This is a genomic window from Paraburkholderia lebeckiae (assembly GCF_014201005.1).
GTDB lineage: Bacteria > Pseudomonadota > Gammaproteobacteria > Burkholderiales > Burkholderiaceae > Paraburkholderia > Paraburkholderia tuberum.
In genome coordinates, this window is the sequence record NZ_JACHDK010000024.1 from 17,760 (window position 1) to 41,917 (window position 24,158).

The 24,158-nt window shown below is 67.2% G+C and carries 21 protein-coding genes; 10 read left to right on the top strand and 11 right to left on the bottom strand.

The annotated features are described in order from the left end of the window. The first annotated feature begins 2 nt into the window (after positions 1-2). Genes HDG39_RS29155 through HDG39_RS29175 form a run of 5 tightly spaced genes read left to right on the top strand, consistent with a single transcriptional unit; the run spans position 3 to position 4,181 of the window. Positions 3-494, top strand: coding sequence for an ApeP family dehydratase (locus tag HDG39_RS29155; protein ID WP_184010978.1), 492 nt, complete (start codon positions 3-5; stop codon positions 492-494). Beyond that, complete coding sequence (locus HDG39_RS29160; RefSeq protein ID WP_184010981.1) at positions 491-1,216, top strand: 3-ketoacyl-ACP reductase FabG2; 726 nt, start codon at positions 491-493, stop codon at positions 1,214-1,216. Before HDG39_RS29155 ends, HDG39_RS29160 begins: the two co-directional genes overlap by 4 nt. Continuing rightward, a complete protein-coding gene (locus HDG39_RS29165; protein ID WP_184010983.1) occupies positions 1,216-2,442 on the top strand; it encodes a beta-ketoacyl-ACP synthase in 1,227 nt (408 codons plus the stop codon). The genes HDG39_RS29160 and HDG39_RS29165 overlap by 1 nt, the downstream gene beginning before the upstream one ends. After that, positions 2,439-3,722: a beta-ketoacyl-[acyl-carrier-protein] synthase family protein gene (locus HDG39_RS29170; RefSeq protein ID WP_018421421.1), complete on the top strand. Its 1,284-nt coding sequence runs from the start codon at positions 2,439-2,441 to the stop codon at positions 3,720-3,722. The genes HDG39_RS29165 and HDG39_RS29170 overlap by 4 nt, the downstream gene beginning before the upstream one ends. Positions 3,723-3,758: 36 nt before the next feature. Then, positions 3,759-4,181, top strand: coding sequence for a signal peptidase (locus HDG39_RS29175; protein WP_184010985.1), 423 nt, complete (start codon positions 3,759-3,761; stop codon positions 4,179-4,181). 7 nt (positions 4,182-4,188) lie between these two features. Here HDG39_RS29175 and HDG39_RS29180 read toward each other — a convergent pair whose 3' ends face one another. Further along, complete coding sequence (locus HDG39_RS29180; protein WP_184010987.1) at positions 4,189-4,923, bottom strand: class I SAM-dependent methyltransferase; 735 nt, start codon at positions 4,921-4,923, stop codon at positions 4,189-4,191. 157 nt (positions 4,924-5,080) lie between these two features. Between HDG39_RS29180 and HDG39_RS29185 the strand changes: the two genes are divergently transcribed. Continuing rightward, the gene (locus HDG39_RS29185) at positions 5,081-6,307 is read left to right on the top strand and encodes an NAD(P)/FAD-dependent oxidoreductase (protein WP_409259217.1); all 1,227 of its coding nucleotides are present in this window, start codon (positions 5,081-5,083) and stop codon (positions 6,305-6,307) included. 46 nt (positions 6,308-6,353) lie between these two features. On the opposite strand, the gene guaD is transcribed toward HDG39_RS29185, so the two are convergent. The 8 genes from guaD to HDG39_RS29225 all read right to left on the bottom strand — a co-directional run bounded on the left by guaD (position 6,354) and on the right by HDG39_RS29225 (position 16,405). Next, positions 6,354-7,715: a guanine deaminase gene (gene guaD, locus HDG39_RS29190; protein ID WP_184010991.1), complete on the bottom strand. Its 1,362-nt coding sequence runs from the start codon at positions 7,713-7,715 to the stop codon at positions 6,354-6,356. 165 nt (positions 7,716-7,880) lie between these two features. Continuing rightward, positions 7,881-8,930 (bottom strand): adenosine deaminase, encoded by a 1,050-nt coding sequence (locus HDG39_RS29195; RefSeq protein WP_184010993.1) that lies wholly within the window; start codon positions 8,928-8,930, stop codon positions 7,881-7,883. A gap of 47 nt (positions 8,931-8,977) precedes the next feature. Beyond that, complete coding sequence (xdhC, locus tag HDG39_RS29200) at positions 8,978-9,994, bottom strand: xanthine dehydrogenase accessory protein XdhC (protein WP_184010995.1); 1,017 nt, start codon at positions 9,992-9,994, stop codon at positions 8,978-8,980. Continuing rightward, a complete protein-coding gene (gene xdhB, locus HDG39_RS29205; protein ID WP_184010997.1) occupies positions 9,975-12,464 on the bottom strand; it encodes a xanthine dehydrogenase molybdopterin binding subunit in 2,490 nt (829 codons plus the stop codon). Before xdhB ends, xdhC begins: the two co-directional genes overlap by 20 nt. After that, a complete protein-coding gene (gene xdhA / locus HDG39_RS29210) occupies positions 12,464-14,002 on the bottom strand; it encodes a xanthine dehydrogenase small subunit (RefSeq protein ID WP_184011000.1) in 1,539 nt (512 codons plus the stop codon). Before xdhA ends, xdhB begins: the two co-directional genes overlap by 1 nt. Before the next feature lie 138 nt (positions 14,003-14,140). After that, positions 14,141-14,302: a hypothetical protein gene (locus HDG39_RS29215; RefSeq protein WP_184011002.1), complete on the bottom strand. Its 162-nt coding sequence runs from the start codon at positions 14,300-14,302 to the stop codon at positions 14,141-14,143. An 86-nt stretch (positions 14,303-14,388) separates the two neighbouring features. After that, positions 14,389-14,898: a disulfide bond formation protein B gene (locus tag HDG39_RS29220; protein WP_184011005.1), complete on the bottom strand. Its 510-nt coding sequence runs from the start codon at positions 14,896-14,898 to the stop codon at positions 14,389-14,391. A 127-nt stretch (positions 14,899-15,025) separates the two neighbouring features. Next, positions 15,026-16,405, bottom strand: coding sequence for an amidase (locus HDG39_RS29225; RefSeq protein ID WP_184011007.1), 1,380 nt, complete (start codon positions 16,403-16,405; stop codon positions 15,026-15,028). 213 nt (positions 16,406-16,618) lie between these two features. Between HDG39_RS29225 and HDG39_RS29230 the strand changes: the two genes are divergently transcribed. From HDG39_RS29230 to HDG39_RS29240, 3 genes are all read left to right on the top strand, one after another. Further along, on the top strand, positions 16,619-18,376 hold the full coding sequence (locus HDG39_RS29230; protein ID WP_184011009.1) for a cation:proton antiporter: 1,758 nt from the start codon (positions 16,619-16,621) through the stop codon (positions 18,374-18,376). A 128-nt stretch (positions 18,377-18,504) separates the two neighbouring features. Then, on the top strand, positions 18,505-19,956 hold the full coding sequence (locus tag HDG39_RS29235; protein ID WP_184011011.1) for a gamma-glutamyl-gamma-aminobutyrate hydrolase family protein: 1,452 nt from the start codon (positions 18,505-18,507) through the stop codon (positions 19,954-19,956). A gap of 66 nt (positions 19,957-20,022) precedes the next feature. After that, positions 20,023-20,736 (top strand): DUF2968 domain-containing protein, encoded by a 714-nt coding sequence (locus tag HDG39_RS29240; RefSeq protein ID WP_184011013.1) that lies wholly within the window; start codon positions 20,023-20,025, stop codon positions 20,734-20,736. A gap of 9 nt (positions 20,737-20,745) precedes the next feature. On the opposite strand, the gene HDG39_RS29245 is transcribed toward HDG39_RS29240, so the two are convergent. Next, positions 20,746-21,771 carry a hypothetical protein gene (locus tag HDG39_RS29245; protein ID WP_184011015.1) on the bottom strand — a complete coding sequence of 342 codons (1,026 nt, stop codon included), beginning with the start codon at positions 21,769-21,771 and terminating at the stop codon, positions 20,746-20,748. A gap of 200 nt (positions 21,772-21,971) precedes the next feature. Beyond that, positions 21,972-22,496 carry a GNAT family N-acetyltransferase gene (locus tag HDG39_RS29250; protein ID WP_018421404.1) on the bottom strand — a complete coding sequence of 175 codons (525 nt, stop codon included), beginning with the start codon at positions 22,494-22,496 and terminating at the stop codon, positions 21,972-21,974. A 322-nt stretch (positions 22,497-22,818) separates the two neighbouring features. Between HDG39_RS29250 and HDG39_RS29255 the strand changes: the two genes are divergently transcribed. Next, positions 22,819-24,120, top strand: coding sequence for an MFS transporter (locus HDG39_RS29255; RefSeq protein ID WP_184011017.1), 1,302 nt, complete (start codon positions 22,819-22,821; stop codon positions 24,118-24,120). The last annotated feature ends 38 nt before the right edge of the window (positions 24,121-24,158 follow it).

A 24,158-nucleotide genomic window follows, 5' to 3' on the forward strand; every position in this document is an offset into this window, starting at 1 on the left:
GCATGACGACTCCTCTCCTGACCGACGCGCAACTCGCGCGGCAACCGATCGAGGCGATGATCCCGCATCGCGGCAGCATGCTGCTGCTCGATGCGATCGACAGGTTCGCCGACACCACATTGAGCGCGTTCGCCAACGTCGACCCGCATGCATGGTATGCGGACGCCGCCGGCGCGATGCCCGCATGGATCGGCATCGAGGTGATGGCGCAAGCGATCGCCGCGCACGTCGCGCTCGTCGCGATGCGCGCCGGCGGCCACGCGCGTGCCGGCGTGCTGCTCGGCTCGCGCAGCTATCGGGCGCTGCAACCGGCGTTCCGAAGCGGCGCGCGTTTGCGCGTTCATGTTAGCGAGCTGCTTCGCAGCGAAGCAGGCCACGGCGCCTACGAATGCACGCTCGACGACGACGGCGGCGTGCGCTGCGCCGAAGCCGTGATCAAGGTGTTTCAACCGCCCGATTTTCAGTCATTCATCGAAGGGAGTGTCAGTTCATGAACCGGCGAGTTCTCGTTACCGGCGCAAGCCGCGGCATCGGCCGCGCGATTGCGTACAAGTTGGCCGCCGACGGCTTCGCCGTGACCGTGCATTGCCGCACGGGACGCGGCGAAGCCGACGCGGTCGCGACGGGCATCGCCGCGCAGGGCGGCATGGCGCGGGTGCTGCAATTCGACGTGCGCGAGCGCGCCGCGTGCCGCGAGGCGCTCGAAGAGGACGTGGCCGCGCACGGTCCCTACTACGGCATCGTGTGCAGCGCGGGCGTCACGCGCGACGCCGCGTTCCCGGCACTCACCGAAGAAGACTGGGACGTCGTGATCGAAACCGGCCTCGACGCGTTCTACAACGTCGTACATCCGCTGACGATGCCGATGGTGCGCGCGCGCCAGGGCGGACGCATCGTGACGATCGCGTCGGTGTCGGGCGTGATGGGCAATCGCGGCCAGGTCAACTACAGCGCGGCGAAGGCCGGACTGATCGGCGCGAGCAAGGCACTCGCGGTCGAGCTCGCGTCGCGCAATATCACCGTCAATTGCGTCGCGCCGGGGCTGATCGAGACCGGCATGCTCGAACAGATGACGCTCGATCACGCGCTGAAGACCGTGCCGATGAACCGCGTCGGCCAGCCGGCCGAGGTCGCGTCGGTCGTGAGCTTTCTGATGTCGGATGGCGCGTCGTACCTGACGCGCCAGGTGATCGGCGTGAACGGCGGGATGATCTGATGAAGCGCGTCGTCATTACCGGCATGGGCGGCGTGACCGCGTTCGGCGATAGCTGGGACGCGGTCGAAACCCGCCTGAAACGCGGCGAGAACGCGGTGCGGCGCATGCCCGAATGGGACTACTTCGCGTCACTGCATACGCGGCTCGCGTGTCCGCTGCCCGAGTTCACGACCCCCGCCCATTACCCGCGCAAGAAGGTGCGCTCGATGGGCCCGGTATCGCTGTACTCGGTGCGCGCGAGCGAACTCGCGCTCGCCGACGCGGGCCTTGCCGACGACACCCGCATCGCCGACGGCCGCATGGGCGTCGCGTACGGGTCGTCGTCGGGTTCCGTGCAGCCGATCCGCGCGTTCGGCACGATGCTCGAAACCGGCTCGATGAGCAACGTCACGTCGAACAGCTACGTGCAGATGATGCCGCACACGACGGCCGTCAACGTGAGCCTGTTCTGGGATCTGAAAGGCCGCATCATCCCGACCTCGTGCGCATGCGCGTCGGGCAGCCAGGCGATCGGCTACGCGTACGAGGCGATCCAGTCCGGCAAGCAGACGCTGATGCTGGCAGGCGGCGCGGAAGAGTTATCCGGCCCGGCGGTGGCCGTGTTCGACACGCTGTACGCGACCAGCACCCGCAACGGCGAGCCGCATCTGACGCCGCGTCCGTTCGATGCCGCGCGCGACGGCCTCGTGGTCGGCGAGGGCGCGGCGACGCTGGTGCTCGAAGAATACGAGCACGCGCTGGCGCGCGGCGCACGGATTCACGCGGAGGTCGTCGGCTTCGGCTGCAACTCGGACGGCGCGCACATGACGCAACCGACCGCCGACACGATGGCGCTCGCGATGCAACTCGCGCTGCGCGACGCGCAATTGCCGCCCGAGGCGATTGCCTATGTGAACGCGCACGGCACCTCGACCGATCGCGGCGACATGGCCGAAAGCCACGCGACCGCGCAGACCTTCGGTGCGCGCATGCCGATCAGCTCGCTGAAAAGCTATATCGGTCACACGCTCGGCGCGTGCGGCGCGATCGAGGCGTGGTGGACGATCGAGATGATGAAGCGCAACTGGTACGCGCCGACGCTGAATCTCGAGAACGTCGATCCGGCCTGCACGCCGCTCGACTACATCGTCGGCGGTGCGCGCGAGATCGACGCCGAGTACGTGATCAGCAACAACTTCGCGTTCGGCGGCATCAACACGTCGCTGATTTTCCGGCGCGTTCGATGAGCGTCAGCCTGCAACGCGTAGTCGTGACCGGCATGGGCATCGTGTCGTGCCTCGGCAATACGCTCGACGATGTCTCGACTGCCTTGCGCGCTGGGCGCTCGCGCGTCGAGCGGATCGATGCGTGGCGCGAGCGCGGGTTTGCGTCGCAGGTGGCCGGCGTCGCGTCGGTCGCGCGCGAGGCGCCATTCGAGCGCAAGCTCGAACGCTTCATGGGCGACACCGCGCGCTTCGCGTGCCACGCGGCGCAACGTGCGATCGACGATGCCGGGCTCGCCGTCGCGGCCTTGCAGTCGCCGCGCGCGGGCGTCGTGATCGGCTCGGGCGTCGGCGCGATGGCGAGCTACGACGCGGCGCTCGCGATCGCGCAAACGCGCGGCGTCGACAAGGTGCCGCCGTACACGGTGCCGCATGCGATGAGCAGCACCGCGTCGGCGAACGTCGCGCAGACATTCGGGCTCGAAGGCGTCAGCTATTCGCCATCGTCGGCATGCACGACATCGGCGCTCGCGATCGGTCAGGCGATGCAACTGATCCAGACCGGGCGGCAGCAGATCGTGCTCGCGGGCGGCAGCGAAGCGCTGCACGACAACATGACGCTGATGTTCGACGCGATGGGCGCGCTGTCGCGCCGCTTCAATGACACGCCTGACCGCGCATCGCGGCCGTACGACACGCAGCGCGACGGTTTCGTGATTGCGTCGGGCGGTGGCGTGCTGGTGCTCGAAGCGCTCGATCATGCGCTCGCGCGCGGCGCGCGCATCTACGCGGAGCTGACGGGCTTCGGCGATTGCACGGATCGCGCGGGCATGGTCGCGCCGCGCGCGGCCGGCATCGCGCGCGCGATGCGCGGTGCGCTCGGACCGGCGGGCCGCCGTCCCGACTACGTGAACACGCATGCGCCGTCGACACCGCTCGGCGATCTCGAAGAACTGCACGCGTTGCGCGACGTGTTCGGCGCATCGGGCCAAGGGGTGCCGGCGTTTTCGTCGACCAAGGGCATGACCGGGCATTCGCTTGGCGCGTGCGGCGCGCACGAAGCGATCTATACGCTGTTGATGATGCGCGACGGTTTTATCGCGGGGACGGCAGAGGTCGACGCGCCGGAGCCGCAAGTGCGCGACATGCCGCTCGCGCGCACCGCGCGCGATGCAAGCATCGACACGGCGATGTCGATTTCATTCGGGTTCGGCGGCAGTTGCGCGAGCCTGATGTTCGAAGCGTGGCGAGCGTTCGAGTCAGCTGCACCGACTCGCCACGATCACTGGCCGCGCAACGCGTGAGCGGCCGCAAATGCGTAGACAGGGAAGAGGATAAGAATGAAAAAGTTTTCTTTGGTGGGTGCGATGTTGGTGGTGGCATTGACGCAGGCCGGCTGCGGCACGGAAGTGAAATCGTTGCCGTTCACGGCGTCGGGTGGCGAATCGCGCGGCGAGGTGCCGGTGTACTTCGGCGATCAACCTCACCAGCCGGTGAAGACGCGGCTCGGCGAAGTGTCGTACTCGGTGCGCATTGCGCGCAAGATGTCCGAGCCGAACGAAGCGTGCCAGCTGGCGCTCGCCGAAGCGGTCGGCAAGCTGCGCGCCGCGGCGCGCGAGCGTCACGCGAATGCGGTGATCGACGTGTCGACGCGCTTTCATAGCACCGAAACCGACTCGTCGAGCGACTTCACCTGCGGCGTGAGCCCGAGCGCGGCCGCGATCGCGGTGCGCGGCCAACTGGTGGTGCTGGACGCGGGCTGACTTTGAGTCAGGCTTCGCCAGTTTTCACGGCCGCGACATTGACCAGCGTCTCGCGACGCTTGCCGGGTTGCGGCCGGTACAAACCGAGTCGTTCGAGCAGACCGAAGTCTGTCGCGCGGCTCCACCACAGGTACGGCAGCGAAACATGGTGAGGGCCGAAGCTGAAGCCGCCGCGGCGGATCATGTCGAGATAGCCGTCGGCGCTCTTTTGCACCTGCATCGGATGACGAAACAACAGCCGGATCACCCACGACTTGATGTACGCATCGGTCGATTCGGCGAACAGCAGCACGCCCCCGGGTTTGAGCACGCGGTGGAACTCGGCGAGCGCGCGCTCCTGCTCGACGAGGTGATGGAAGGTCTGATGGCAGAACACGATGTCGGCGCTCGCATCGGGCAGCGGCAGTTGCGCGCAGTCGCCATGCAGCAGTTCGATGTCGGCGAGCGTCTCGCGGCAGGCGTGCGCGGCCCGCGCGGCGAGCGTCAGCGACGGTGCATGAAAATCGATGCCGACGATGCGGCGCGGTCGGAACGCCTCAGCGAGCAGGCGAAACGAAATGCCTTGCCCGCAGCCCGCATCGACGATGACCGGCGCCTCGGGCAATGGCGCATCGATCAGGCGCTTCAGATCGTTGATCGCGACCCGCAACACGTGGTGCTCCCACGTGTGCGTGCGCAGGAACCAGATGCCAAAGGCCGTCTCCGGCACAAAGGGCACACTGGACAGTTCGGATGACGGCACGATGCACTCCCCGGCGAAACGTCGCTGTTGCTGTGGAGGAAGGATTGTATCGACAAGACGCTGCATTGCGCGACGTTGCGCGGTGCGCGAACCCCCCGCATGCGTTGCAGCAACGCGTGCAAACCGTTGGAGCAGTGAATTGAATAGCGATACTTCAATGCGGACCGTGGTCGATGTCGCGATCATCGGTGCCGGTCCGGCCGGCTCGGTGGCTGCCGCGCTGTTGCGTCAAGCAGGCCGCTCGGTGCTGGTGCTGGAGCGTCAGCACTTTCCGCGCTTCTCGATCGGCGAGAGCCTGTTGCCGCAAAGCATGGCGTACCTCGAAGAGGCCGGCATGTTGCAGGCCGTCGTCGAGGCGGGCTTCCAGTACAAGAACGGCGCGTATTTCGTGTATCGCGACCAGCGCTCGTCGTTCGACTTTCGCGATAAGTATTCGCCGGGCTGGGGCACCACGTATCAGGTCGAGCGCGCGCTGTTCGACGACGTGCTGATTCGCTGCGCGGCCGCGCAGGGCGCCGACGTGCGTTTCGGCCACACGGTGAGCGCGGTGTGCACGGATACGGCGCCGCTGCTTGACGTCTCCGATGAAGCGGGGCACGCGTATCAGGTCGAAGCGCGTTTCGTGCTCGATGCGAGCGGTTTCGGGCGCGTGCTCCCGCGCCTGCTGCAGCTGGAGACGCCGACGCGGATGCCGACGCGCGCCGCGCTCTTCACGCATGTGCGCGATGGTCTGGCTCCCGACGACATCGATCGCAACAAGATTTGCATCGCCACGCATCCCGAGCGTCGCGACGTGTGGTTCTGGATGATTCCGCTCGCGGGTGGCCGTGCTTCGGTGGGGTGTGTCGCCGAGGCGAGCTTTCTCGATGTGCCGCAAGCGCAGCGCGAGGCGACGCTGCGTGCGCTGATCCAGCAGGAGCCGACGCTGAACCTGCTGATCGGCCAGGCGCCGTTCCTGATGCCGGTGCGGCAGATCGGCGGTTATGCGGCGAACGTCGCGAGCCTGCATGGGCCGGGCTATGCGTTGCTCGGCAACGCGGGCGAGTTTCTCGACCCGGTGTTTTCGTCGGGCGTGACGATCGCGCTGCGCTCCGCGCATCTGGCGGCGCGCACGCTGAACCGGCAGCTCGACGGCAACACGGTCGACTGGTCAGCCGATTACGACGTGCCGTTGCGCAAGGGCATCGATACGTTCCGCGCGTTCGTCGAGCGTTGGTACACGGGCGAGCTGCAGGACATCATCTACTACCCGGAGCAGACACCGACGATTCGTCGCATGATCTGCGCGGTGCTCGCCGGTTATGCGTGGGACGAGTCGAATCCGTATGTCGCGGACCCGGTGCGGCGGCTCAACGCGTTGCATGAGGTGTGCAAGCCGGGCTGAGGCGCGGCCCGGTTCGCATCGGCGTGAAGCCGGCCTCCAGCCAACCTCAGGCCGCGGCGACGCGCCCCGGCACGCGCTGGCGCGCGTCGTCGCGGCGATGCACGCACTTGCCGGCCGCATACGTTTCATACACGGCGCGATCGTCACCGAGCAGCGCGAATGCGAATAGCAGCTCCTCGAGCGATTCGCGCCGCGCGGCGCGGCGCGCGAGCAGCGGCGTCGCCTGCGGATCGAGCACGACGAAGTCCGCTTCCGAGCCGTCCCTCAGGGTGCCGATCTTGTCGCCGAGATCGAGCGCTTCGGCCGCGCCGGCGGTCGCGAGATAGAACATGCGCGTCGCCGTCAGATGATGGCCGCCGAGGCGCGCAACCTTGTGCGCTTCGTTCATCGTCTGCAGCATCGAGAACGACGTGCCGCCGCCGACGTCGGTCGCGAGCGCGATCGGCATGCCGGCCGAGTCGGCCTTGTCGAAGTCGAACAGGCCGCTGCCGAGGAACAGGTTCGAGGTCGGACAGTGCGACGCGAGCGCGCCGGTTTGCGCCATGCGCTTGCGGTCCTCGTCGTCGAGGTAGATGCAATGGCCGTACACCGCGCGACGGCGCAAGAGCCCGTAGCGATCGTAGATGTCGAGATAGCTGCGGTGGCCGGGGAACAGCTCGGCGACCCATTTCACCTCGTCGGTGTTCTCCGCGACGTGGCTCTGAATGAACACGTCCGGATGCAGTTGCGCGAGCGCGCCGCACGCTTCGAGTTGCGCCTCGGTCGAGGTCGGCGCGAAGCGCGGCGTCAGCGCGTACATCTGGCGGCCGCGATCGTGCCAGCGGCCGATCAGCTCGGCGCTGTCGTCGTAGCCCGATTGCGCGGTGTCGCGCAGGAACGCGGGGCAGTGGCGGTCCATCAGCACCTTGCCCGCGACCATGCGCAGATTGCGCGCTTCGCTCTCGGCGAAGAGGGCGTCGGCGGATTCCTTGTGCACCGTGCAGTACACGAGCGCGGTCGTCGTGCCGCAGGCGAGCAGTTCGTCGAGGAAAAAGCTCGCCGTGTCGCGGGCGTGCGCGATGTCGGCGAAGCGGCGCTCGGTTGGGAACGTGTACGTGTCGAGCCACGGCAGCAGACCCGGCGCCGGCGACGCGATCATGTCGGTCTGCGGATAGTGGATGTGGGTATCGATGAAGCCCGGCACGATCAGCTTGTCGCGCCGCTCCACGACCTGTGTGCCGGGCGCGAGCCGCGACGCGAGCGCCGCATACGCGTCCGCCGCGACGACGCGGCCGTCTTCCACGATCAGGAGACCGTCCTCGTGAAACACCACGGCGTTCGGCGCGTGCGCCGGATCGCCGTTGAAGGTCAGCAGAGGGGCGCGGAATGCCGCTTGCGCCGCTTGCGCGGTATGAGCCGATTCAGTCATGGAAAAGCTGTCTCCGAATGTTGAAAGCTGGGCGGCGCAGGCAGCGGCAGCGGCTTCCCGGTTCGGGTCGTCGCCGTTTGCCCGAACGAAGCGAAGCCGCCGGCCGCCGACGTCGGTCGAGGTCCGTCAGTTGGAATCCGTCGGCGCGCGGCTCAGTGCCGGCACTCAGTGCCGCCAATACGCGTCGAGCTTACCGATCAGCATGGCGCGTTCCTCGGGCGTCACGAACGACGCCTCGAAGCCGTTGCGGATGATCGTGTAGACCTCGGCGTCGTCGAGCTTCAGCGCGTCGATCGTCGCCAGATAGTTCGCGTTCACGTAGCCGCCGAAATAGGCCGGGTCGTCGGAATTGACGGTCACCGCGACGCCGCGATCGAGCAGGTCTTTCAGCGTGTGTTTGGTCAGGTCGTCGAACACGCACAGCTTCAGGTTCGACAGCGGGCACACGGTCAGCGCGACGCGCGTGTCGGCGAGACGCGCGACGAGCGCCGGGTCCTCGATGCTGCGCACGCCGTGATCGACGCGGTCGACCTTCAGCACGTCGAGCGCTTCGTAGATGTAGGACGGCGGGCCTTCCTCGCCCGCGTGCGCGACGAGCTTCAGACCGAGCGCGCGCGCCTTCGCGAACACGCGCTCGAACTTCGACGGCGGATGGCCGCGTTCCGACGAATCGAGCCCCACGCCGATCAGCCGATGTTCGTACTGCTCGAACAGCGGCAGCGCTTCGTCGAAGGTGGCGAGCGCATCGTCCTCGGACAGATGGCGCAGGAAACACAGGATCAGCTTGCTCGACATGCCGCGCTTCTCCGCGTCGGCGAGCGCGCGTTCGATGCCGGCCACGACGGTCGCGATCCGCACGCCGCGCTCGGTATGCGTCTGCGGGTCGAAGAAGATTTCGCTATGCACGACGTTGTCGGCGAGACAGCGCTCGACGTAGGCCATCGTCATGTCGTAGAAGTCCTGCTCGTGCAGCAGCACGCTCGCGCCCGCGTAGTAGATGTCGAGGAACGATTGCAGGTCGGTGAACGCATAGGCGGCGCGTAAGGCTTCCACCGAGTCGTAGGCGAGCTTCACGCCGTTGCGTTGCGCGAGCGCGAAAATCAGCTCCGGTTCGAGCGAGCCTTCGATGTGGATATGCAGCTCGGCCTTCGGTGCGCGCGCGGTTTTGTCGGCGAGCGTAACGGCGGAAACAGGGGTAGCGGTTGTCGGGTTCATCGTGGTTTGGAATTGTGTGGTGGGTAACGAGCGGCGCCGGCCGCGTATCAAACCGCCTGCGTCGGGTGGCGCGCACCCGCGTTCGCCTCGACGGCCTGCAACACCTGCGCGGCCGCCGAGATCGCGATGACCTCGGGCGACTTGTCGACGATGCCGTCGACGCCGAGCGGACACTTCATCCGCGTGATCCGCGCCGGATCGATGCCGCGAGCCGCGAGCCGATGCTCGAACTGCTTGCGCTTGGTATGCGAACCGATCATGCCGAAGAACGCGAAGTCGCCGCGCCGCAGGATGCGTTCGGCCAGTTCGAGATCGCGCGCGTGGTTGTGCGTCATCACGACGAAGTACGTGTTCGGCGCGGCCTGATCGATCGCCTCGTCGGGTGCGTCGTTCGCGTCGATCGTCACGTTCGCCGCGTGCAGCGCATCGAGCGACGCAAACTGCGCGTCGCGCTCGTCGACCCAGCGCACCGTGCAAGGCAGTGTCGCCAGCACGCGAACGAGCGCCGCGCCGACGTGACCGGCGCCGAACAGCACGACGGCGAATTCGCCCGGCGCGATGGTTTCGGTGAGGAGCGCGCTGCTGTCGTCGAAACCGGCGCCGTCCCACAGCAGACAGTCGGCGCCGTCGATGCCGGGCTCGGGCTCGGACAGCATCACCGCATCCGGCGCGGGGCCGAATGATACGCTACGCACCGTCGATTGCCCCGCCGCGAGGCGCTTGGCGAGCGACGTGAGCCAGCCGAGATCGCCGACGTCGAGCCGCTCGAACGCGAGGATCACGGCGCCGCCGCAGCACTGGCCGAGGCTCGGCCCCAGCGCGAAGCGTTCGAGCCGCCGCATATGCGGCGCGCGCATGCCGTCGCGCAGCACCTGGCGCGCGGTCTCGATCGCCTTCCATTCGAGGTGGCCGCCGCCAATCGTATGCCTGGCCGCCTCGCGCGTAACGATCATCTTCGTGCCGGCTTCGCGCGGCGCCGAACCTTCGACGCGCGCGACCGTCACCAGCACGGCGGCGTCGCCATGCGCGAGCAGATGTTGCAGGTCAGTGAGCCAGGCTTGCATCCGGCGATTCTCCGTGAGGGGCCGCGTCAGGTGTCGGCGCGGCGGGTGGCGTGTGGGGGGCGGCGCTGTCGGGGTGCGTGACGGGTTCGACCGGGCTTGCGTTCTGCGACGCGTCCGACGCATTCAGAGCGTCCAGCGCGTCGAGTATCGCTTCGGGCGTCGCCGGCGCGCGCAACGGCGGAGCATGTCGCGCGCCCGGCACTGCGGCCGCGATCGCGTCGCGAATCGCGAGAAACACCGAAAACGGCAGCAGCAACGGCGGTTCGCCGACCGCCTTCGAGCGGAACACGGTCGGCTCGGCGTTGCCGTGGTCGTAGAGCCGAACGTGGAACGCGGCGGGCGTATCGCTGACCGCGGGAATCTTGTACGTCGACGGCGCGTGCGTCATCAGGCGGCCGTCGCGGCTCCACCATAGCTCTTCAGTGGTGAGCCAGCCCATGCCCTGAATGAAGCCGCCTTCGATCTGGCCGAGATCGATCGCCGGATTGATCGACTGGCCCGCGTCGTGCAGCACGTCCGCGCGCAGGAGCTTCCACTCGCCGGTCAGCGTATCGACGACGACTTCCGACACCGCCGCACCATACGCGAAGTAATAGAACGGATGACCGGTCAGCGACTTCGCATCCCAATGCACTTTCGGCGTCGCGTAGAAGCCGTCCGACCACAACTGCACGCGCGCGAGATACGCGGCGTTGACGATCTGTTCGAACGGCAGCGCGCCGCCGTTCACCGACACACTGCCGCGCGCGAATTGCACGTCGTTGGCGTTGCCGCCGAGCTGGCGCGCCGCGACTTCCGCGAGCCGCGCGCGGATCGTCCGCGCGGCGGCTTCGGCGGCCATGCCGTTCAGGTCGCTGCCGGTCGAGGCCGCGGTTGCCGACGTGTTGGCGATCTTCGAGGTATCTGTCGCGGTCACCCGGACGCGCGCTAACGGCAAGCCGAACTGATTCGCGACCACCTGCGCGACTTTCGTGTTGAGCCCCTGGCCCATCTCGGTGCCGCCGTGATTGACGAGCACGGAGCCGTCCTTGTACACGTGCACGAGCGCGCCGGCCTGATTCAGGAACGGCACGTTGAACGAGATGCCGAACTTGACCGGCGAAAACGCGAGGCCGCGTTTGAGCACGGGACTCTTCGCATTGAATTCGGCGAGTGCCGCGCGACGCGCGCGGTAGTCACTCGAATCTAGCAGCGCGTCGGTCAGCGGCGCGATGATGTTGTCTTCGACGCGTTGTCCGTACGGCGTCGTATCCCGTTCGCCGACGCCGTAGTAATTCGCGAGCCGCACGTCGAGCGGATCGAGCCGCAGTTCGCGCGCGATGCCGTCGAGCAGCACCTCCATCACGAGCGCGCCCTGCGGTCCGCCGAAGCCGCGAAACGCGGTGTTCGACTGCGTATTGGTCTTGCAGCACAGCGCGACGATATCGACGTCGGACAGGTAGTACGCGTTGTCGAAGTGGCACACCGCGCGCGTCGCGACCGCGCCGGACAGATCAGCGGAATAGCCGGCGCGCAATGCGATTTCGACGCGCACGTCAAGCAGGCGGCCTTGCTCGTCAAAGCCCGCTTCGTACTCGTAGACGGCATCGTGCCGCTTGCCGGTGATCAGAAAGTCGTCGTCGCGATCGGCGCGCAGCTTGACCGGGCGACGCAGGCGTTGCGCCGCAAGCGCGGCCACGCACGCGAACAGCGCCGATTGCGATTCTTTGCCGCCGAAGCCGCCGCCCATGCGCCGGCATTCGCAGACGACGTTATGCGCGGGCCAGTCGAGCATGTGCGCGACGACCTGCTGCATTTCGCTCGGATGCTGCGTCGAGCTGTAGACGAGCATGCCGTCCATTTCCTTCGGCACCGCATAGGCGATCTGGCCTTCGAGATAGAACTGCTCCTGGCCGCCGACCTCGAATGTGCCGGCGAGCCGATGCGGCGCGGCGGCGATCTTCGCGTCGGGGTCGCCGCGCCGCAGATGCAGTGGCGGTAGCACGAACTGCTTCGCGGCTTTCGCATCGGCGGCGGTGAGGATCGCGTCGAGCGGCTCGTAGCGGATCACGTCGTCGCTTTTCGCGAGCGCGGCGGCGCGACGTGCGAGTTCGTGGCTCTCGGCGATTACCGCGAAGACCGGCTGGCCCAGATAGAGCACTTCGCCGTCGGCGAGGATTGGATCGTCGTGCAGCACCGGGCCGCAATTGTTTTCGCCGGGGATATCGTCGGCACTCAGCACCGCGATCACGCCGGGCGCGTTTCTCACTGCGTCGAGATCCATCGACACGATGCGCGCATGCGCATGGCGCGACAGGCCGAGCGCCGCGTGCAGCGTGCCGTGCAGCTCGGCGATGTCGTCCGTGTAGGTCGCTTCGCCGCTCACGTGCAGCGCGGCGGATTCGTGCGGCAGTGGTACGCCGATCGACGCGTCCTCGCGTTGATCGGCCCGCGCGCCCGCGCGTTCGATAAAGGCATCGGTCCGGTTCATCACGGCGACTCCTTCACGACGATTGCGTTGGCCTCGAACGCGAACGCGTTCACGTCGCAGAGCGCGAGCGGCGCGTCGTCGCGCGTTTCGAGGTAGAAGCGCCACAGCAGATTGCGCGCGATCTTCAGCCGATACGCGCTCGACGCGCGCATGTCGGTGAGCGGCTGGTAGTCGGCGGCGAGCGCGTCCATCGCGCGACGGGCCGTCGGTTCGTTCCACGCCGCGCCGTTGAGCGCGGCTTCGGCATGCGCGGCCCGCTTCGGCGTCGCCGCCATGCCGCCGAACGCGACCCGCGCCGCGCGGATCGTGCCATCTTCCGCGACGTGCAGCGCAAACGCCGCGCACACCGCCGAGATGTCCTGGTCGTAACGCTTCGCCACCTTGTAGGTGCGAAACCGCAGCACGCCGGCCGGACGAGGCACGCGCAGCGCGCTGACGAATTCGCCTTGCGCGAGCGCGGTCTTCTGGTAGCCGAGGTAGAACGCGTCGAGCGGCAGGGCGCGGGTCGTGCGATCGCGGCGCAGCACGACCTCGGCGCCGAGCGCGAGCAGTGCCGGCATCGAATCGCCGATCGGCGAGCCGTTCGCGACGTTGCCGCCGAGCGTGCCCGCATTGCGGATCGGTAGCGATGCGAAGCGCGTCCACAGTTCGGCGAGCTCGGGGTAATCGGCGGTGAGCGCCGCGTACGCGTCTTCGAGTGTGACCGCTGCACCGATTGTCAGCGTTTGCGCATCGTGCGCGATCGCCTTCAACTCCGCGACGTTGCCGGTGTACAGCAGCTCGTCGAGATCGCGGAACTGCTTGGTGACCCAAAGCCCGACGTCGGTGCTGCCCGCGACGATGCGCGCGTCCGGATGCTGCGCGCGCAGCGTCGCGAACGCGTCGAGCGTGAGCGGGGCATGGAAGGTGGGCGAGCCGAACGCGGCGCCGCGGGTGCCGGGCGCGCTGTATTCGAACGTGTCTTCGCGTTGCAGCGTGCGCAGCGTGGCCGCGATGGCCTCGCGGTCGAGCGCGACGCGCGGATGCTGCGCGTAGTCGAACATCTTCTGCGCGGCGTCGATGATCGGCCGGTAGCCCGTGCAGCGGCACAGATTGCCGGACAGCGCGGCGTCGATTTCATGGCGGGTCGGCAGGCCGGCGGCGACGGGCTGGTTCTCGTAGAGCGCCCACATAGACATGACGAAGCCGGGTGTGCAGAAGCCGCATTGCGAACCGTGACAGTCGACCAGCGCCTGTTGCACCGGATGCAGCGCGCCGTTCGCGGCGCGCAGGTCTTCGACGGTGAAGAGGGCGCGACCGTCGAGTGTCGGCAGGAACTGGATGCAGGCGTTGACCGCCTTCAACGTGAGATCGCCGCGCGCATCGAGTTCGCCGATCACGACCGTGCATGCGCCGCAGTCGCCTTCCGCGCAGCCTTCCTTGGTGCCGGTGCAGCGTAAGTCCTCGCGCAGGTGCTGCAGCACGGTGCGCGTCGCCGGAACGCCCGCGACCTCGCGGACGGACCCCTGGTGGTAGAAGCGGATGGTTTGCGTTGTCATGGCGAATCGGAAGACAGTGCGGACCGGGCGCGCGTTACGCATGGGGTCGCAAAAGCCGGCCTCGCGCACGTAGATCGCCATCCTTACCCAAAGATAGCACTACGCCGGCCCGAAAATATTTCCTGTGTCGCATGAAGCTCATGCGGCGGCGGTCATGATCCCGGTACGATTCGCGCCGAGGCGAGAAGTTGCGTGCGCCGGAGCGGGGACCGACAGGAACGGCGCGCGATCGCGGAACGTCGCGTAGAAAAAACGCCGGACTTCGGTGCCCAGCATGGGCAACACGAAGTCGGGCGTCATTTGCGATGCGAATCGGTAAGCGCCCTGGCGGCGAGTTCGGCGCTTCAGGCGGTGTTCGAAGCTCGCTCGACCAGGCTTGCCCGCCGTCAGGACACTCGATGGCGATTGCGCACCAGGCTCAGCACCAGCGCGACGAACGCGACGATAAACGCGACGCCCGACCACATCGGCAGCGTCAGCCCGAGAATCGGCGGATATACGGTTTCGCACAGGCCCGCGACCTTGAACACGCTCGGCAGCCAGTGCGCGGGGGGCAGGCTGTCGACCACCGGCTGCAGTGCGTCGAAGCCGCAGCTGAAGCCAGGATTCGCCTGGATGTACACGTGGCGCGCCGCGGTCGCGATGCCGGCGAGCGCCGACAGGGCCGCCATCACTTCGAGCAGGCGCACGCCGCGCCAGTGCCTGAAGAGCGCGCCGAGGAACGCGAAGATCGCGATCAGCAGGAAGAAATAGCGCTGGATGATGCACAGCGGGCACGGGTCTTCGCGCAGGCCGAACTGCAGATACAACGCACCGCCCACGAGGGCGAGGCAGATCAGGCCGAGCAGAACCAGCAGGGTGCGCTCGCGGCGCAGCATTGCGGAGTCGTTAGTCATGGATCTTCGATTGCTCTGGAGACGAAAGGGCGGGTGCCCGCGATTCTAGCGCGAACCCCGGCCGCGCCACTTATTGCCTGAACATTGCGCGGCGGCGACCGCGCCGGGCGGCGAACCCCGGCGCGCTTTACCGGATCGCTTTCAGCACTGCCTCGGCCGCGCGGCCGATCGCGAGCAGCGCGTCGTCGGCGTGCGGTGCGCCCGCGAGCATCAGGCCGACCGGCGCGTCGCCGCGCAGATGGCACGGCAGCGACAGCGCGCAGCTATCGAGGAAGTTGAACGCGCTCGGATTGCGCAGGATCAGCGCATTAGTGCGGCCGAACGCGTCGTCGTCGTCGAGCAGGTCGGCGAGGCGCGGCGGCACGACCGGCACGGTCGGCGCGACGACCGCGTCGAAACGCTGCCACAGCGTGCGCGCGGCTTCGTCGAGCATCGCGTCGCGCTCGGCGACGAGGTCCAGATAGTCGACCGCGCTGGCCGGCTGCCCCTTCATGATGCGCACGAGCACGCGCGGATCGTACTGCTCGCGATGCTTGTCGAGCAGCGGACGATGCCACGCATACGCTTCGATCGACGAAAAGCCGAAGCGGTTGATCTCCGGCAGCCGGTCGAGCGGCGCGAAGCGCACCTCGCTGACGATCGCGCCGGCCGCCTCCAGATGCTTGAGCGCGGTATCGATCGCGCGCGCGACTTCGGGCTCGACGCCGTCGGTCACGAAATTGGTCAGCACGCCGAGGCGCACGCCTTCGAGCGGCCGCGCGGCCGGGATGCGCGGCTCGAGCCCCGCGAGCATCCGGTCGACCAGCGCGCAGCATGCGACCGACACGCCGATCGGCCCGAACGAATCGAGCGTCGACGACAGCGGCACGCCGCCCTGCTTCGGGATGCGCGCGGCGGTCGGCTTGAAGCCGGTCAGCCCGCACAAGGCGGCCGGGATGCGGATCGAGCCGCCGGTGTCGGTGCCGAGTGCGACCGCGGCCATGCCGTCGGCGACCGAGGCCGCCGCGCCCGACGACGAGCCGCCCGAAATCCGCTCGTCGCCCTTCAGGCCGCGCCGGTACGGCGACAGCGGATGGCCGTAGTGCGGATTCAGGCCGAGTCCGGAAAACGCGAACTCGCTCATGTTGGTCCGCCCGACGATCACGGCGCCGGCCCGCTTCAGACGCGCGACCGCGACCGCGTCGGCCTTCGCGGCGGGCGCGTCGGCGAGCACGACGGAGCCCGCGCGGGTCGGCTGGCCTTCGATGTCGAACAGGTCCTTGACCGACACCGGAATCCCGGCGAGCGGCGACAGCACGGTGCCGGCCGCGCGCAGGCGGTCGTGCGCGTCGGCGGCGGCGCGCGCGGCGTCGGTGTCGACGTGCATGAAGACGGCGGCGCCCTGGCCGGCCGGATCGGCGATCCGGTCCAGCGCGGTTTCGACGAGCGCGCGGCTCGTCGTGCGGCCGGCGGCGAGATCGGCGGCAAGCTGGGCAAGCGGCGGGAAGGGGGCGAATTCAGTGGCCATGATGTCGGTAGAAATCCGGTTGAGCGCAGCGCAGGCGCATGAGCGAGGCAGTGCGGAGCCAAAGGGAAGGTCCGTCCGCATTGTAGAGCAAGGTTTTGTGGCCGAGCGGCCTGCTACTGGCGGCGCGGCGCGGCGCGCGAATTCGCCAAAAAGATGGCCGGGTCGTTTGCTACACTGCGCTTTCCGAGATTACTGTTTGTAAGGAAAGCGCTCATGCACCATGGCATCGGCTTCATCCAGGATCTGGCCGTCGTGATGGCGCTGGCCGGCGTCGTCACCGTGCTGTTCCATCGCCTGAAGCAGCCGGTGGTGCTCGGCTATATCGCGGCCGGCGTGATCATCGGACCGTACACGCCGCCGTTCCAATTGATCCACGACGAACAGACGATCCAGACGCTCGGCGAGCTGGGCGTGGTGTTCCTGATGTTTTCGCTGGGCCTCGAATTCAGCCTGCGCAAGCTGTTCAAGGTCGGCGCGACGGCGATCGTCGCCGCGCTGTCCGAAATCGTGCTGATGCTGTGGATCGGCTACGAGATCGGCAGCGCGTTCGGCTGGACTCCGATGGACTCGCTGTTCCTCGGCGCGATCCTCGCGATCTCGTCGACGACGATCATCGTGAAGGCGCTGTCCGACCTCGGACTCAAACGCGAAAGCTTCGCGCAGCTCGTGTTCGGCATTCTGATCGTCGAGGACATTCTCGGTATCGCGATGCTCGTGCTGCTGACCGGCATCGCGCAGACCGGGCAGCTGTCGGCCGGGCTCGCGGCCGTCACGCTCGGCAAGCTGCTGCTGTTCATGACGGTGTCGCTGCTGGTCGGCGTGCTGCTCGTGCCGCGCGCGCTGAACTACGTCGCGCGCACGGGCAGCGACGAGATGATGCTCGTGTCCGTGCTCGGCTTCTGCTTCGGCTTCTGTCTGCTGGTCGTCAAGCTCGATTACAGCATCGCGCTCGGCGCGTTCCTGATCGGCGCGATCATGGCCGAGTCGCGCCATCTGCATCGGATCGAGCATCTGATCGCGCCGCTGCGCGACGCGTTTTCCGCGATCTTCTTCGTGACGATCGGACTGATGCTGAACCCAGCCGTGATGCTCGACTACGGGTGGCCGATCGCCGTCATCACGCTCGCGGTGATCGTCGGCAAGATCGTGTCGTGCGGGCTCGGCACGTTTCTGTCGGGGCAGGACGCGCGCACCTCGATGCGCGTCGGCATGACCGTGTCGCAGATCGGCGAGTTCTCGTTCATTATCGCGACGCTCGGTCTGACGTTGAAGGTGACGAGCGGGTTTCTGTATCCGATCGCGGTCGCCGTGTCGGCATTGACGACGCTGACGACGCCATATCTGATCCGCGTGGCCGATCCGCTCACGCGCCGCATCGGGCAGGCGATGCCCGCCACGTTGTCCAACGTGTTCGGCATGTACGGGCAATGGCTGCGCAGTTTGATCACGGCGCGCGGCGAGCCGACACTCATGAGCATGACGCGGCGCATCGTATTGCAGATCGCGGTGAATCTCGCGCTCGTCGCGGCCATTTTCCTGGCCGTGTCGTATAGCGCGCCGCATAGCGGCCGGCTGCTCGCGCACTGGCTCGACGACGAGCCGCTGCAACGCGTCGTGCAGTGGAGCGTCGCGCTCGTCGTTTCGCTGCCCTTTCTCGTGGCCGTGTATCGCAAGACCAAGTCGCTCGCGCTGCTGCTCGCCGAAGTCAGCGTGCAGCCGACCACCGCGGGGCGCTTCACGAGCGCGCTGCGTCACGCGATCGCCGATCTCGTGCCGATCGTGTCGATGATCGGCGTGTTTCTGCTGGTGGCGGCGCTGTCGGGCAGCATCCTCCCGCCGACTGGCCTGCTCGTCGCGGTGCTCGTGTGCGCCGCGCTGCTGCTCGCGCTCGTGTGGCGCTGGTGCGTGAAGATTCATGCGTCGATGCAGATCGCGTTGCGGGAAACCTTCGAAGAGCAGCCAGATCCTTGACGCATCGGGGTCGGTGTAACGCTTCGCAACAATGTGAGCAATTGTGTGCGGGTTTGCGGGGGCTGCAGCACTGACGGATAATCAGGGCATATTCATTCGTTCGCGTGTAAGGCGCCTGTCCGACAGTCATGAGCGAAAACAAACCCGAAAACGCCGGCACGACCGGCAGTCCGCAGCCGGCCTCACCCGCGCCGAGCAGCGCGCCGGCCGAACCGGCCGCCTCGCTTCCTCCGTCGCATGAAGATGCCACCCAGTCGGCCGCCAAAGACACGAGCCCGGCGGCCGAGGAGGCGACCGCGAGGTCGTCGACCGACGATCCGCTCAGCGCATCGTCGGTCACGCCTGAAGATCCGCGCACGGCGCGGCTGCGCGACGCAGTCGAGGCACGCAGCGCCGCCGCCGAATCGACCGCGCGCCAGGAAGCCGCGGTGCAGGAGCGCGAAGCGCGGCGCGCGGGTACGCACAGCGGCGGCGCGACCACGGTGAAACCCGATCCAGTCGTCAAACCGACGGCGGCCGCCGGCGAGCCGCACGCGGGCGGCGTTAGCGCCGCGGACATCGCCACCGACGACGAAATCGCCACCGAGGCAGCCGCCGCACCCGCGGCGCGTGCGCCCGGCTCGCCGCCGCGCGGTTTCGGCGCGGCACCCGATTTCAGCGCCACCAACCCGCCGCCGCCCAACGCGCTGCCACCGTCGCCGCCGCGCTATCTGAGGCAGAGCGATTCGGCGTGGAGCGTGTTCGGCCGCATCATCGCGGCGCGCGCGCGGCAGCTGTTCGATCGCGCGGGTCAGCGGATCACGCAGCGCACGCTGCGCATCGGCGTGTCGGCGCGCATCTTCCACCCGGAACCGGGCGCGAAGGGCTTGCGCGGCAAGACGCTGCAGTATCTGGAGGAGTCGATCGCGCACTGGGTGATGTCGCGCGACGTGCTGGTGTTCATGATCCCGACCGTCGGTCATCAGGGCATGCTGCACCCGAGCAACATCCGTCTGCGCGACTATGCGAAGCATCTCGATGGCCTGCTGCTGCAAGGCGGCGCCGACGTGTCGCCGCAGACCTATGCGGAAGCGGCGAATAGCCACGAATGGCCCGGCGACCGCGTGCGCGACATGTACGAGCTCGAGCTGCTGCACGAGTTCATCGAGTCGGGCAAGCCGGTGCTCGGCGTGTGCCGTGGCTGCCAGCTGATCAACGTCGCGTTCGGCGGCACGCTGTATCAGGACATCGCAACGGAAGTGCCGACCGCGAACGCTCACGTCAACGAGAACTACGATCAGCACCGGCACGGCGTGCACTTTCCGGATGGCTCGACGCTGGTGAACATGTTCCCGGGGCGACGCGACGCGATCGTCAACTCGATTCACCATCAGGCGGTAAAGACGCTGGGCCGCGATCTGAATATCGAGGCGGTGTCGGCGTCGGACGGCATCATCGAGGCCGTGCGCTACCGGCGCGCGCCGTTCGTGATGGGCGTGCAGTGGCACCCGGAGTTTCATCGCGCGGGCGGGCCGGAGCTGCTCGATTGCACGCCGTTGCTCGATACGTTCCTGCGGGTCGCGCGGGAGACGCGGTTTTAAGCATCGCGGGTTTGCGTCGGCGCGGCGTGCGCGGTCGAGGTTGAGTCCGCGGCGTGGAGCAGGCATATGAAGTATTCCTTGATTATCCGGCGCGCTATGTTGCTCGCCGGTGCCTACGCGTTGCGGCATACGGGTGTTGCGGTGGCACAGCAGGACGGCGTGAGCGCGCCGCTGGCGGACACGCGGCCGGCTCCAGGCGAGTTGGCGCCGCGAGAGGCTGGCACCCAGTCCGTCGCTGAGCCCGAGGTGTCCGCGAATACGCCCGCCGCCGCGCGCGGCGACGTCGCCGATTTGATCCAGTTGATTCACGACGCGAACCTCAGCGAACTGCGCACGACCTACAACGGCAGCTACGGTGCGAGCCTGTACTTCCATCCGCCGCGGATGACGTACTACGTCGCGTTGTTTCAGAACAAGCATTTCTGGCGCGTGATCGGGAGTGATTCGGCAGAGCGCGCGGAAGCGATCTACGCCGGTTTCGCGCAGCAGACGCAGCAACTCGCGGACGTCGAGATTCGTCGCACGCGGTTGCAGGCGCAGAATGCGTATCTGCAGGGCAGCATCGCGATATTGCAGCAGCAGGCGCAACGGCTTCAGACCGATCTCGACGTCGCCCGCACGCGGCAGGCGAAGGTCGACGACCGGCAGCGCCAGACGCGCGACGAGGCGCTCGCGCTGCGCGCGGAGCGCGACAACGCGCAGGCGCAATTGCGTCAGCTTCAGAGCGCGGTCACGCGCTTGCAGCAGCAGACGGAAGCGGGTTTGCCTGCGTCGAAGTAACGGCGGCGCTCATTGCGCGAATCGTTCCGGGATTTCGGTGACGCGACGCTGCGATATGAGGTTCATCCACTCGGTGCTATTTGCCGGCAGATTGTTCGATACGGTGGAGCGCGGCAGCAGCGCGACGTCGCGCAAAGACATCATGGCGAACGTCGTCATATCAGCGTATCCGTCTTCGCCGAACCGGGCACGAACGCGCGCTTCATGCGATGGGTCGTTCGCGGCATGGCGATTTACCGGAAGCGGATGCGTTTGCACGCGAAGCGCGCGACGCGGAGGCGATGAGTAAATCGCGTCACGCGGAGTGGGCGCATGTCGCGTGGCGGTGCGCTGAGGCAAAGCCGCGATGCGCGTGGGTGCGGCGGCGGCCACGTCGACAGGTAATGGCGGAAGCACAGGAGCCGGTGTGACGGCCTCCGCAATCACCGGTGCTTCGGGACTCGCAACCAGATGCTGCACACGACGCTTTTCTACCGGCGCCGGCGCATCACGACGGGGCATCAGAGCTTGCGCCGATTTCAGCATGTCGGAGGCCATATGCCACGGCGCCGGAGGCTGATCGACGATCCACCACGCCAGCACCGCGACGCAGCCGATTACGCCGGCACTCGCCGCGACCGTTCGCCGATGCCGCACAGTGCGCCGCTGCGCGATTCGCGGCGAGCGGGCCTTGAGCGCGATTCGCATTGGACCCTGAGGCACCTTCCGTTGCATAGCGGGATGCGCCGCCGTCGCGGTATGCGACGGTTCCCCGGCAGGCTGCGTGGCGTTTGCGACGGGCGTCTCTGCCGGCAGCTTCATGTCGGTCAGCACGCCGTCGATCGACACCCGCTGCCCATACGACAGCAACTGCTGATCCCTGATGCACACGGTGCGCAGCAGCGCGGCATACAGCGAATCGAGCCCGGTTCGCCAGCGCTGAGCGCCGGACAGCAACGTCCAGTCGCGGCCGAACGGTTCGGGCAGGTGGTCGAGCGCACGGAGATGGGGTAGCGCGAATGCGCCTTCGATCGGGATGAGCGGCGTGCTGGTCATCGGTTTCTTCCGGTGTCTCGGACAGTCACACCGGTGCGGCAGTGAGGGAATCTGTAGGGGGCCGATGAAGCCATCGGCAACAGAAAATCATGCCTCGAAACTACGTCGTCTACCGTTCAGATGACTCCGAAAACAGGAACACCGCCGGCGCGCGCCGTCCCCGCGACGCCACGCGCATCACGCAACCTCAACCACGGCGTTCAAGCCTTCAACCGGTACACGTAGCGCAACGCGGTGATGTCCACGCCGCCCATCTGATCGGGCTCCGCGCCGACCAACTGCCAGCCGTGTCGTTCGTAAAAGCCGATCGCCGCCGTATTGCCCTCGAGCACGTACAGATACAGCTGTGCCTCGCCTTGCGCGCGCGTCCAGTCTACGGCTGCGTGCATCAGTGTTTTGCCGACGCCGATGCCCTGATAACCGGGCAGCGCATGCAGGTTGTCGAGCAGCACGCCCCACGCGGACTCGGGTTGGCGCTCGACACATACGAAGCCGGCCGGCTCGCCGGCCAGCTCGGCGATCAGCACGATGCGGCGCTCGCCGCCCGGCGCGCCGAGACGTGCTTCCCAATACGCGGCGCGTTCGCGCGTGACTTCGCCGTCGAGGAACGCGTCGGGCAACAGACCGCGATAGGTCGCCTGCCAACTGGCGCTGTGGATCGACGCAATCAGCGCGGCGTCCTCGAGCGTGGCGGGGCGCAGGGAAAGAGCAGGGGTGGTTCGCATCGGAGTAATCGACTGAATGGCCTCGCGCGGACAGTCTGCGGTCGCCCGCGGGTGTCGCGCGTAAGCAAACTGTATGCGTTTCGCGTCGACCCTATCAGCAGTAACATTACGTGGCATCGGCCCGGCATCGAGCTCAGCGTTTACCCTGATATCGAATGAACGCCGTGAGCAGCAGAATGCGACGCCCCCGGGCGCGCTTGCTTATACCTGTGTGTGCGCCTGCGGCACCCGCTTGCCAAACGCAGTGGATCGTTCCAACTGCCCGCTCGTCACCGTCCGCGTCGATCCGTCCGACAGGGCGACGGGCCTATCCGAGAGTGTCATGTCTACAGCGACCCACGCCGCTTCCACCACCGAAGAATCCAAGGTCAAGACAGTGTTCCGCGTCGTCAGCGGCAACTTTCTTGAAATGTACGACTTCATGGTTTATGGCTACTACGCTTCCGCGATCGCCAAGACCTACTTTCCCAGCGGCAGCGATTTCGCGTCGCTGATGCTGTCGCTGTCCGTGTTCGGCGCGGGCTTCCTGATGCGTCCGCTCGGCGCGATCGTGCTCGGCGCCTACATCGACCATCACGGCCGTCGCAAAGGTCTGATCCTCACACTGAGCCTGATGGCGCTCGGCACGCTGACGGTCGCGGGAATACCGGGCTACGCGACCATCGGGCTCGTGGCGCCCGTGCTCGTGCTGCTCGGCCGGCTGCTGCAAGGTTTCTCGGCCGGCGCCGAGCTCGGCGGCGTGTCGGTGTATCTGTCGGAGATCGCGACGAAGGGCAACAAGGGCTTCTATTGCTCGTGGCAATCGGGCAGCCAACAGGTCGCGGTGGTATTCGCCGCGCTGATCGGCGTGGGGCTCAACAAGATTCTGCCCGCCGACCAGATGTTCGCGTGGGGCTGGCGCGTGCCGTTCCTGATCGGCTGTCTGATCGTGCCGTTCCTGTTCATCATCCGCCGCTCGCTGCAGGAAACCGAGGAGTTCACGGCGCGCAAGCATCGTCCGAGCGTGGGCGAGATCCTGAAGTCGATGCTCGCGAACTACCCGATCGTGCTTGGCGGCATGGGTATGGTCGTCATGACGACCGTGTCGTTCTACATGATCACCGCTTACACGCCGACCTTCGGCAGGGAAGTGCTGAAGCTGTCGGCGATCGACGCGCTCGTCGTCACGGTCTGCGTCGGTATCTCGAATCTGATCTGGCTGCCGTTGTCCGGCGCGTTGTCGGACCGCATCGGCCGCCGTCCGGTGCTGCTCGCGTTCACGATCCTGACGATCCTCACCGCGTATCCGGCGCTGCAATGGCTCGTCGCCGAACCGTCGTTCGCGCGTCTGCTCGCCGTGCAGCTGTGGTTGTCGTTCCTGTACGGCTGCTACAACGGCGCGATGGTCGTCGCGCTGACCGAAGTGATGCCGGTCGAAGTGCGTACCGCTGGCTTCTCGCTCGCGTACAGTCTCGCGACGACGATCGGCGGCTTCACGCCGGCCATCGCCACGCTGCTGATCCACGTGACCAGCAACAAGGCGGCGCCGGGTCTGGTCCTCGGCGTGGCGGCGATCTGCGGTCTGCTCGCGACGCTGTTCCTGTATCGCACGCCGGAGGCGCGCAATCAATATCGGGCGGCCTGACGGTTCACTTCGTGTTCTTAAAACAAAAGACCCCGCGA

Coding starts and splice junctions, on each gene's coding strand:
- xdhB (WP_184010997.1), bottom strand. CDS start 12,464: ATGAACCGGACCGATGCCTTTATCGAACGCGCGGGCGCGCGGGCCGAT.
- HDG39_RS29240 (WP_184011013.1), top strand. CDS start 20,023: ATGAAGTATTCCTTGATTATCCGGCGCGCTATGTTGCTCGCCGGTGCC.
- HDG39_RS29250 (WP_018421404.1), bottom strand. CDS start 22,496: ATGCGAACCACCCCTGCTCTTTCCCTGCGCCCCGCCACGCTCGAGGAC.
- HDG39_RS29230 (WP_184011009.1), top strand. CDS start 16,619: ATGCACCATGGCATCGGCTTCATCCAGGATCTGGCCGTCGTGATGGCG.
- HDG39_RS29195 (WP_184010993.1), bottom strand. CDS start 8,930: ATGAACCCGACAACCGCTACCCCTGTTTCCGCCGTTACGCTCGCCGAC.
- HDG39_RS29160 (WP_184010981.1), top strand. CDS start 491: ATGAACCGGCGAGTTCTCGTTACCGGCGCAAGCCGCGGCATCGGCCGC.
- HDG39_RS29220 (WP_184011005.1), bottom strand. CDS start 14,898: ATGACTAACGACTCCGCAATGCTGCGCCGCGAGCGCACCCTGCTGGTT.
- HDG39_RS29155 (WP_184010978.1), top strand. CDS start 3: ATGACGACTCCTCTCCTGACCGACGCGCAACTCGCGCGGCAACCGATC.
- HDG39_RS29165 (WP_184010983.1), top strand. CDS start 1,216: ATGAAGCGCGTCGTCATTACCGGCATGGGCGGCGTGACCGCGTTCGGC.
- xdhC (WP_184010995.1), bottom strand. CDS start 9,994: ATGCAAGCCTGGCTCACTGACCTGCAACATCTGCTCGCGCATGGCGAC.
- HDG39_RS29215 (WP_184011002.1), bottom strand. CDS start 14,302: ATGACGCCCGACTTCGTGTTGCCCATGCTGGGCACCGAAGTCCGGCGT.
- HDG39_RS29225 (WP_184011007.1), bottom strand. CDS start 16,405: ATGGCCACTGAATTCGCCCCCTTCCCGCCGCTTGCCCAGCTTGCCGCC.
- HDG39_RS29185 (WP_409259217.1), top strand. CDS start 5,081: ATGCGGACCGTGGTCGATGTCGCGATCATCGGTGCCGGTCCGGCCGGC.
- HDG39_RS29235 (WP_184011011.1), top strand. CDS start 18,505: ATGAGCGAAAACAAACCCGAAAACGCCGGCACGACCGGCAGTCCGCAG.
- HDG39_RS29245 (WP_184011015.1), bottom strand. CDS start 21,771: ATGACCAGCACGCCGCTCATCCCGATCGAAGGCGCATTCGCGCTACCC.
- xdhA (WP_184011000.1), bottom strand. CDS start 14,002: ATGACAACGCAAACCATCCGCTTCTACCACCAGGGGTCCGTCCGCGAG.
- HDG39_RS29175 (WP_184010985.1), top strand. CDS start 3,759: ATGAAAAAGTTTTCTTTGGTGGGTGCGATGTTGGTGGTGGCATTGACG.
- HDG39_RS29170 (WP_018421421.1), top strand. CDS start 2,439: ATGAGCGTCAGCCTGCAACGCGTAGTCGTGACCGGCATGGGCATCGTG.
- HDG39_RS29255 (WP_184011017.1), top strand. CDS start 22,819: ATGTCTACAGCGACCCACGCCGCTTCCACCACCGAAGAATCCAAGGTC.
- guaD (WP_184010991.1), bottom strand. CDS start 7,715: ATGACTGAATCGGCTCATACCGCGCAAGCGGCGCAAGCGGCATTCCGC.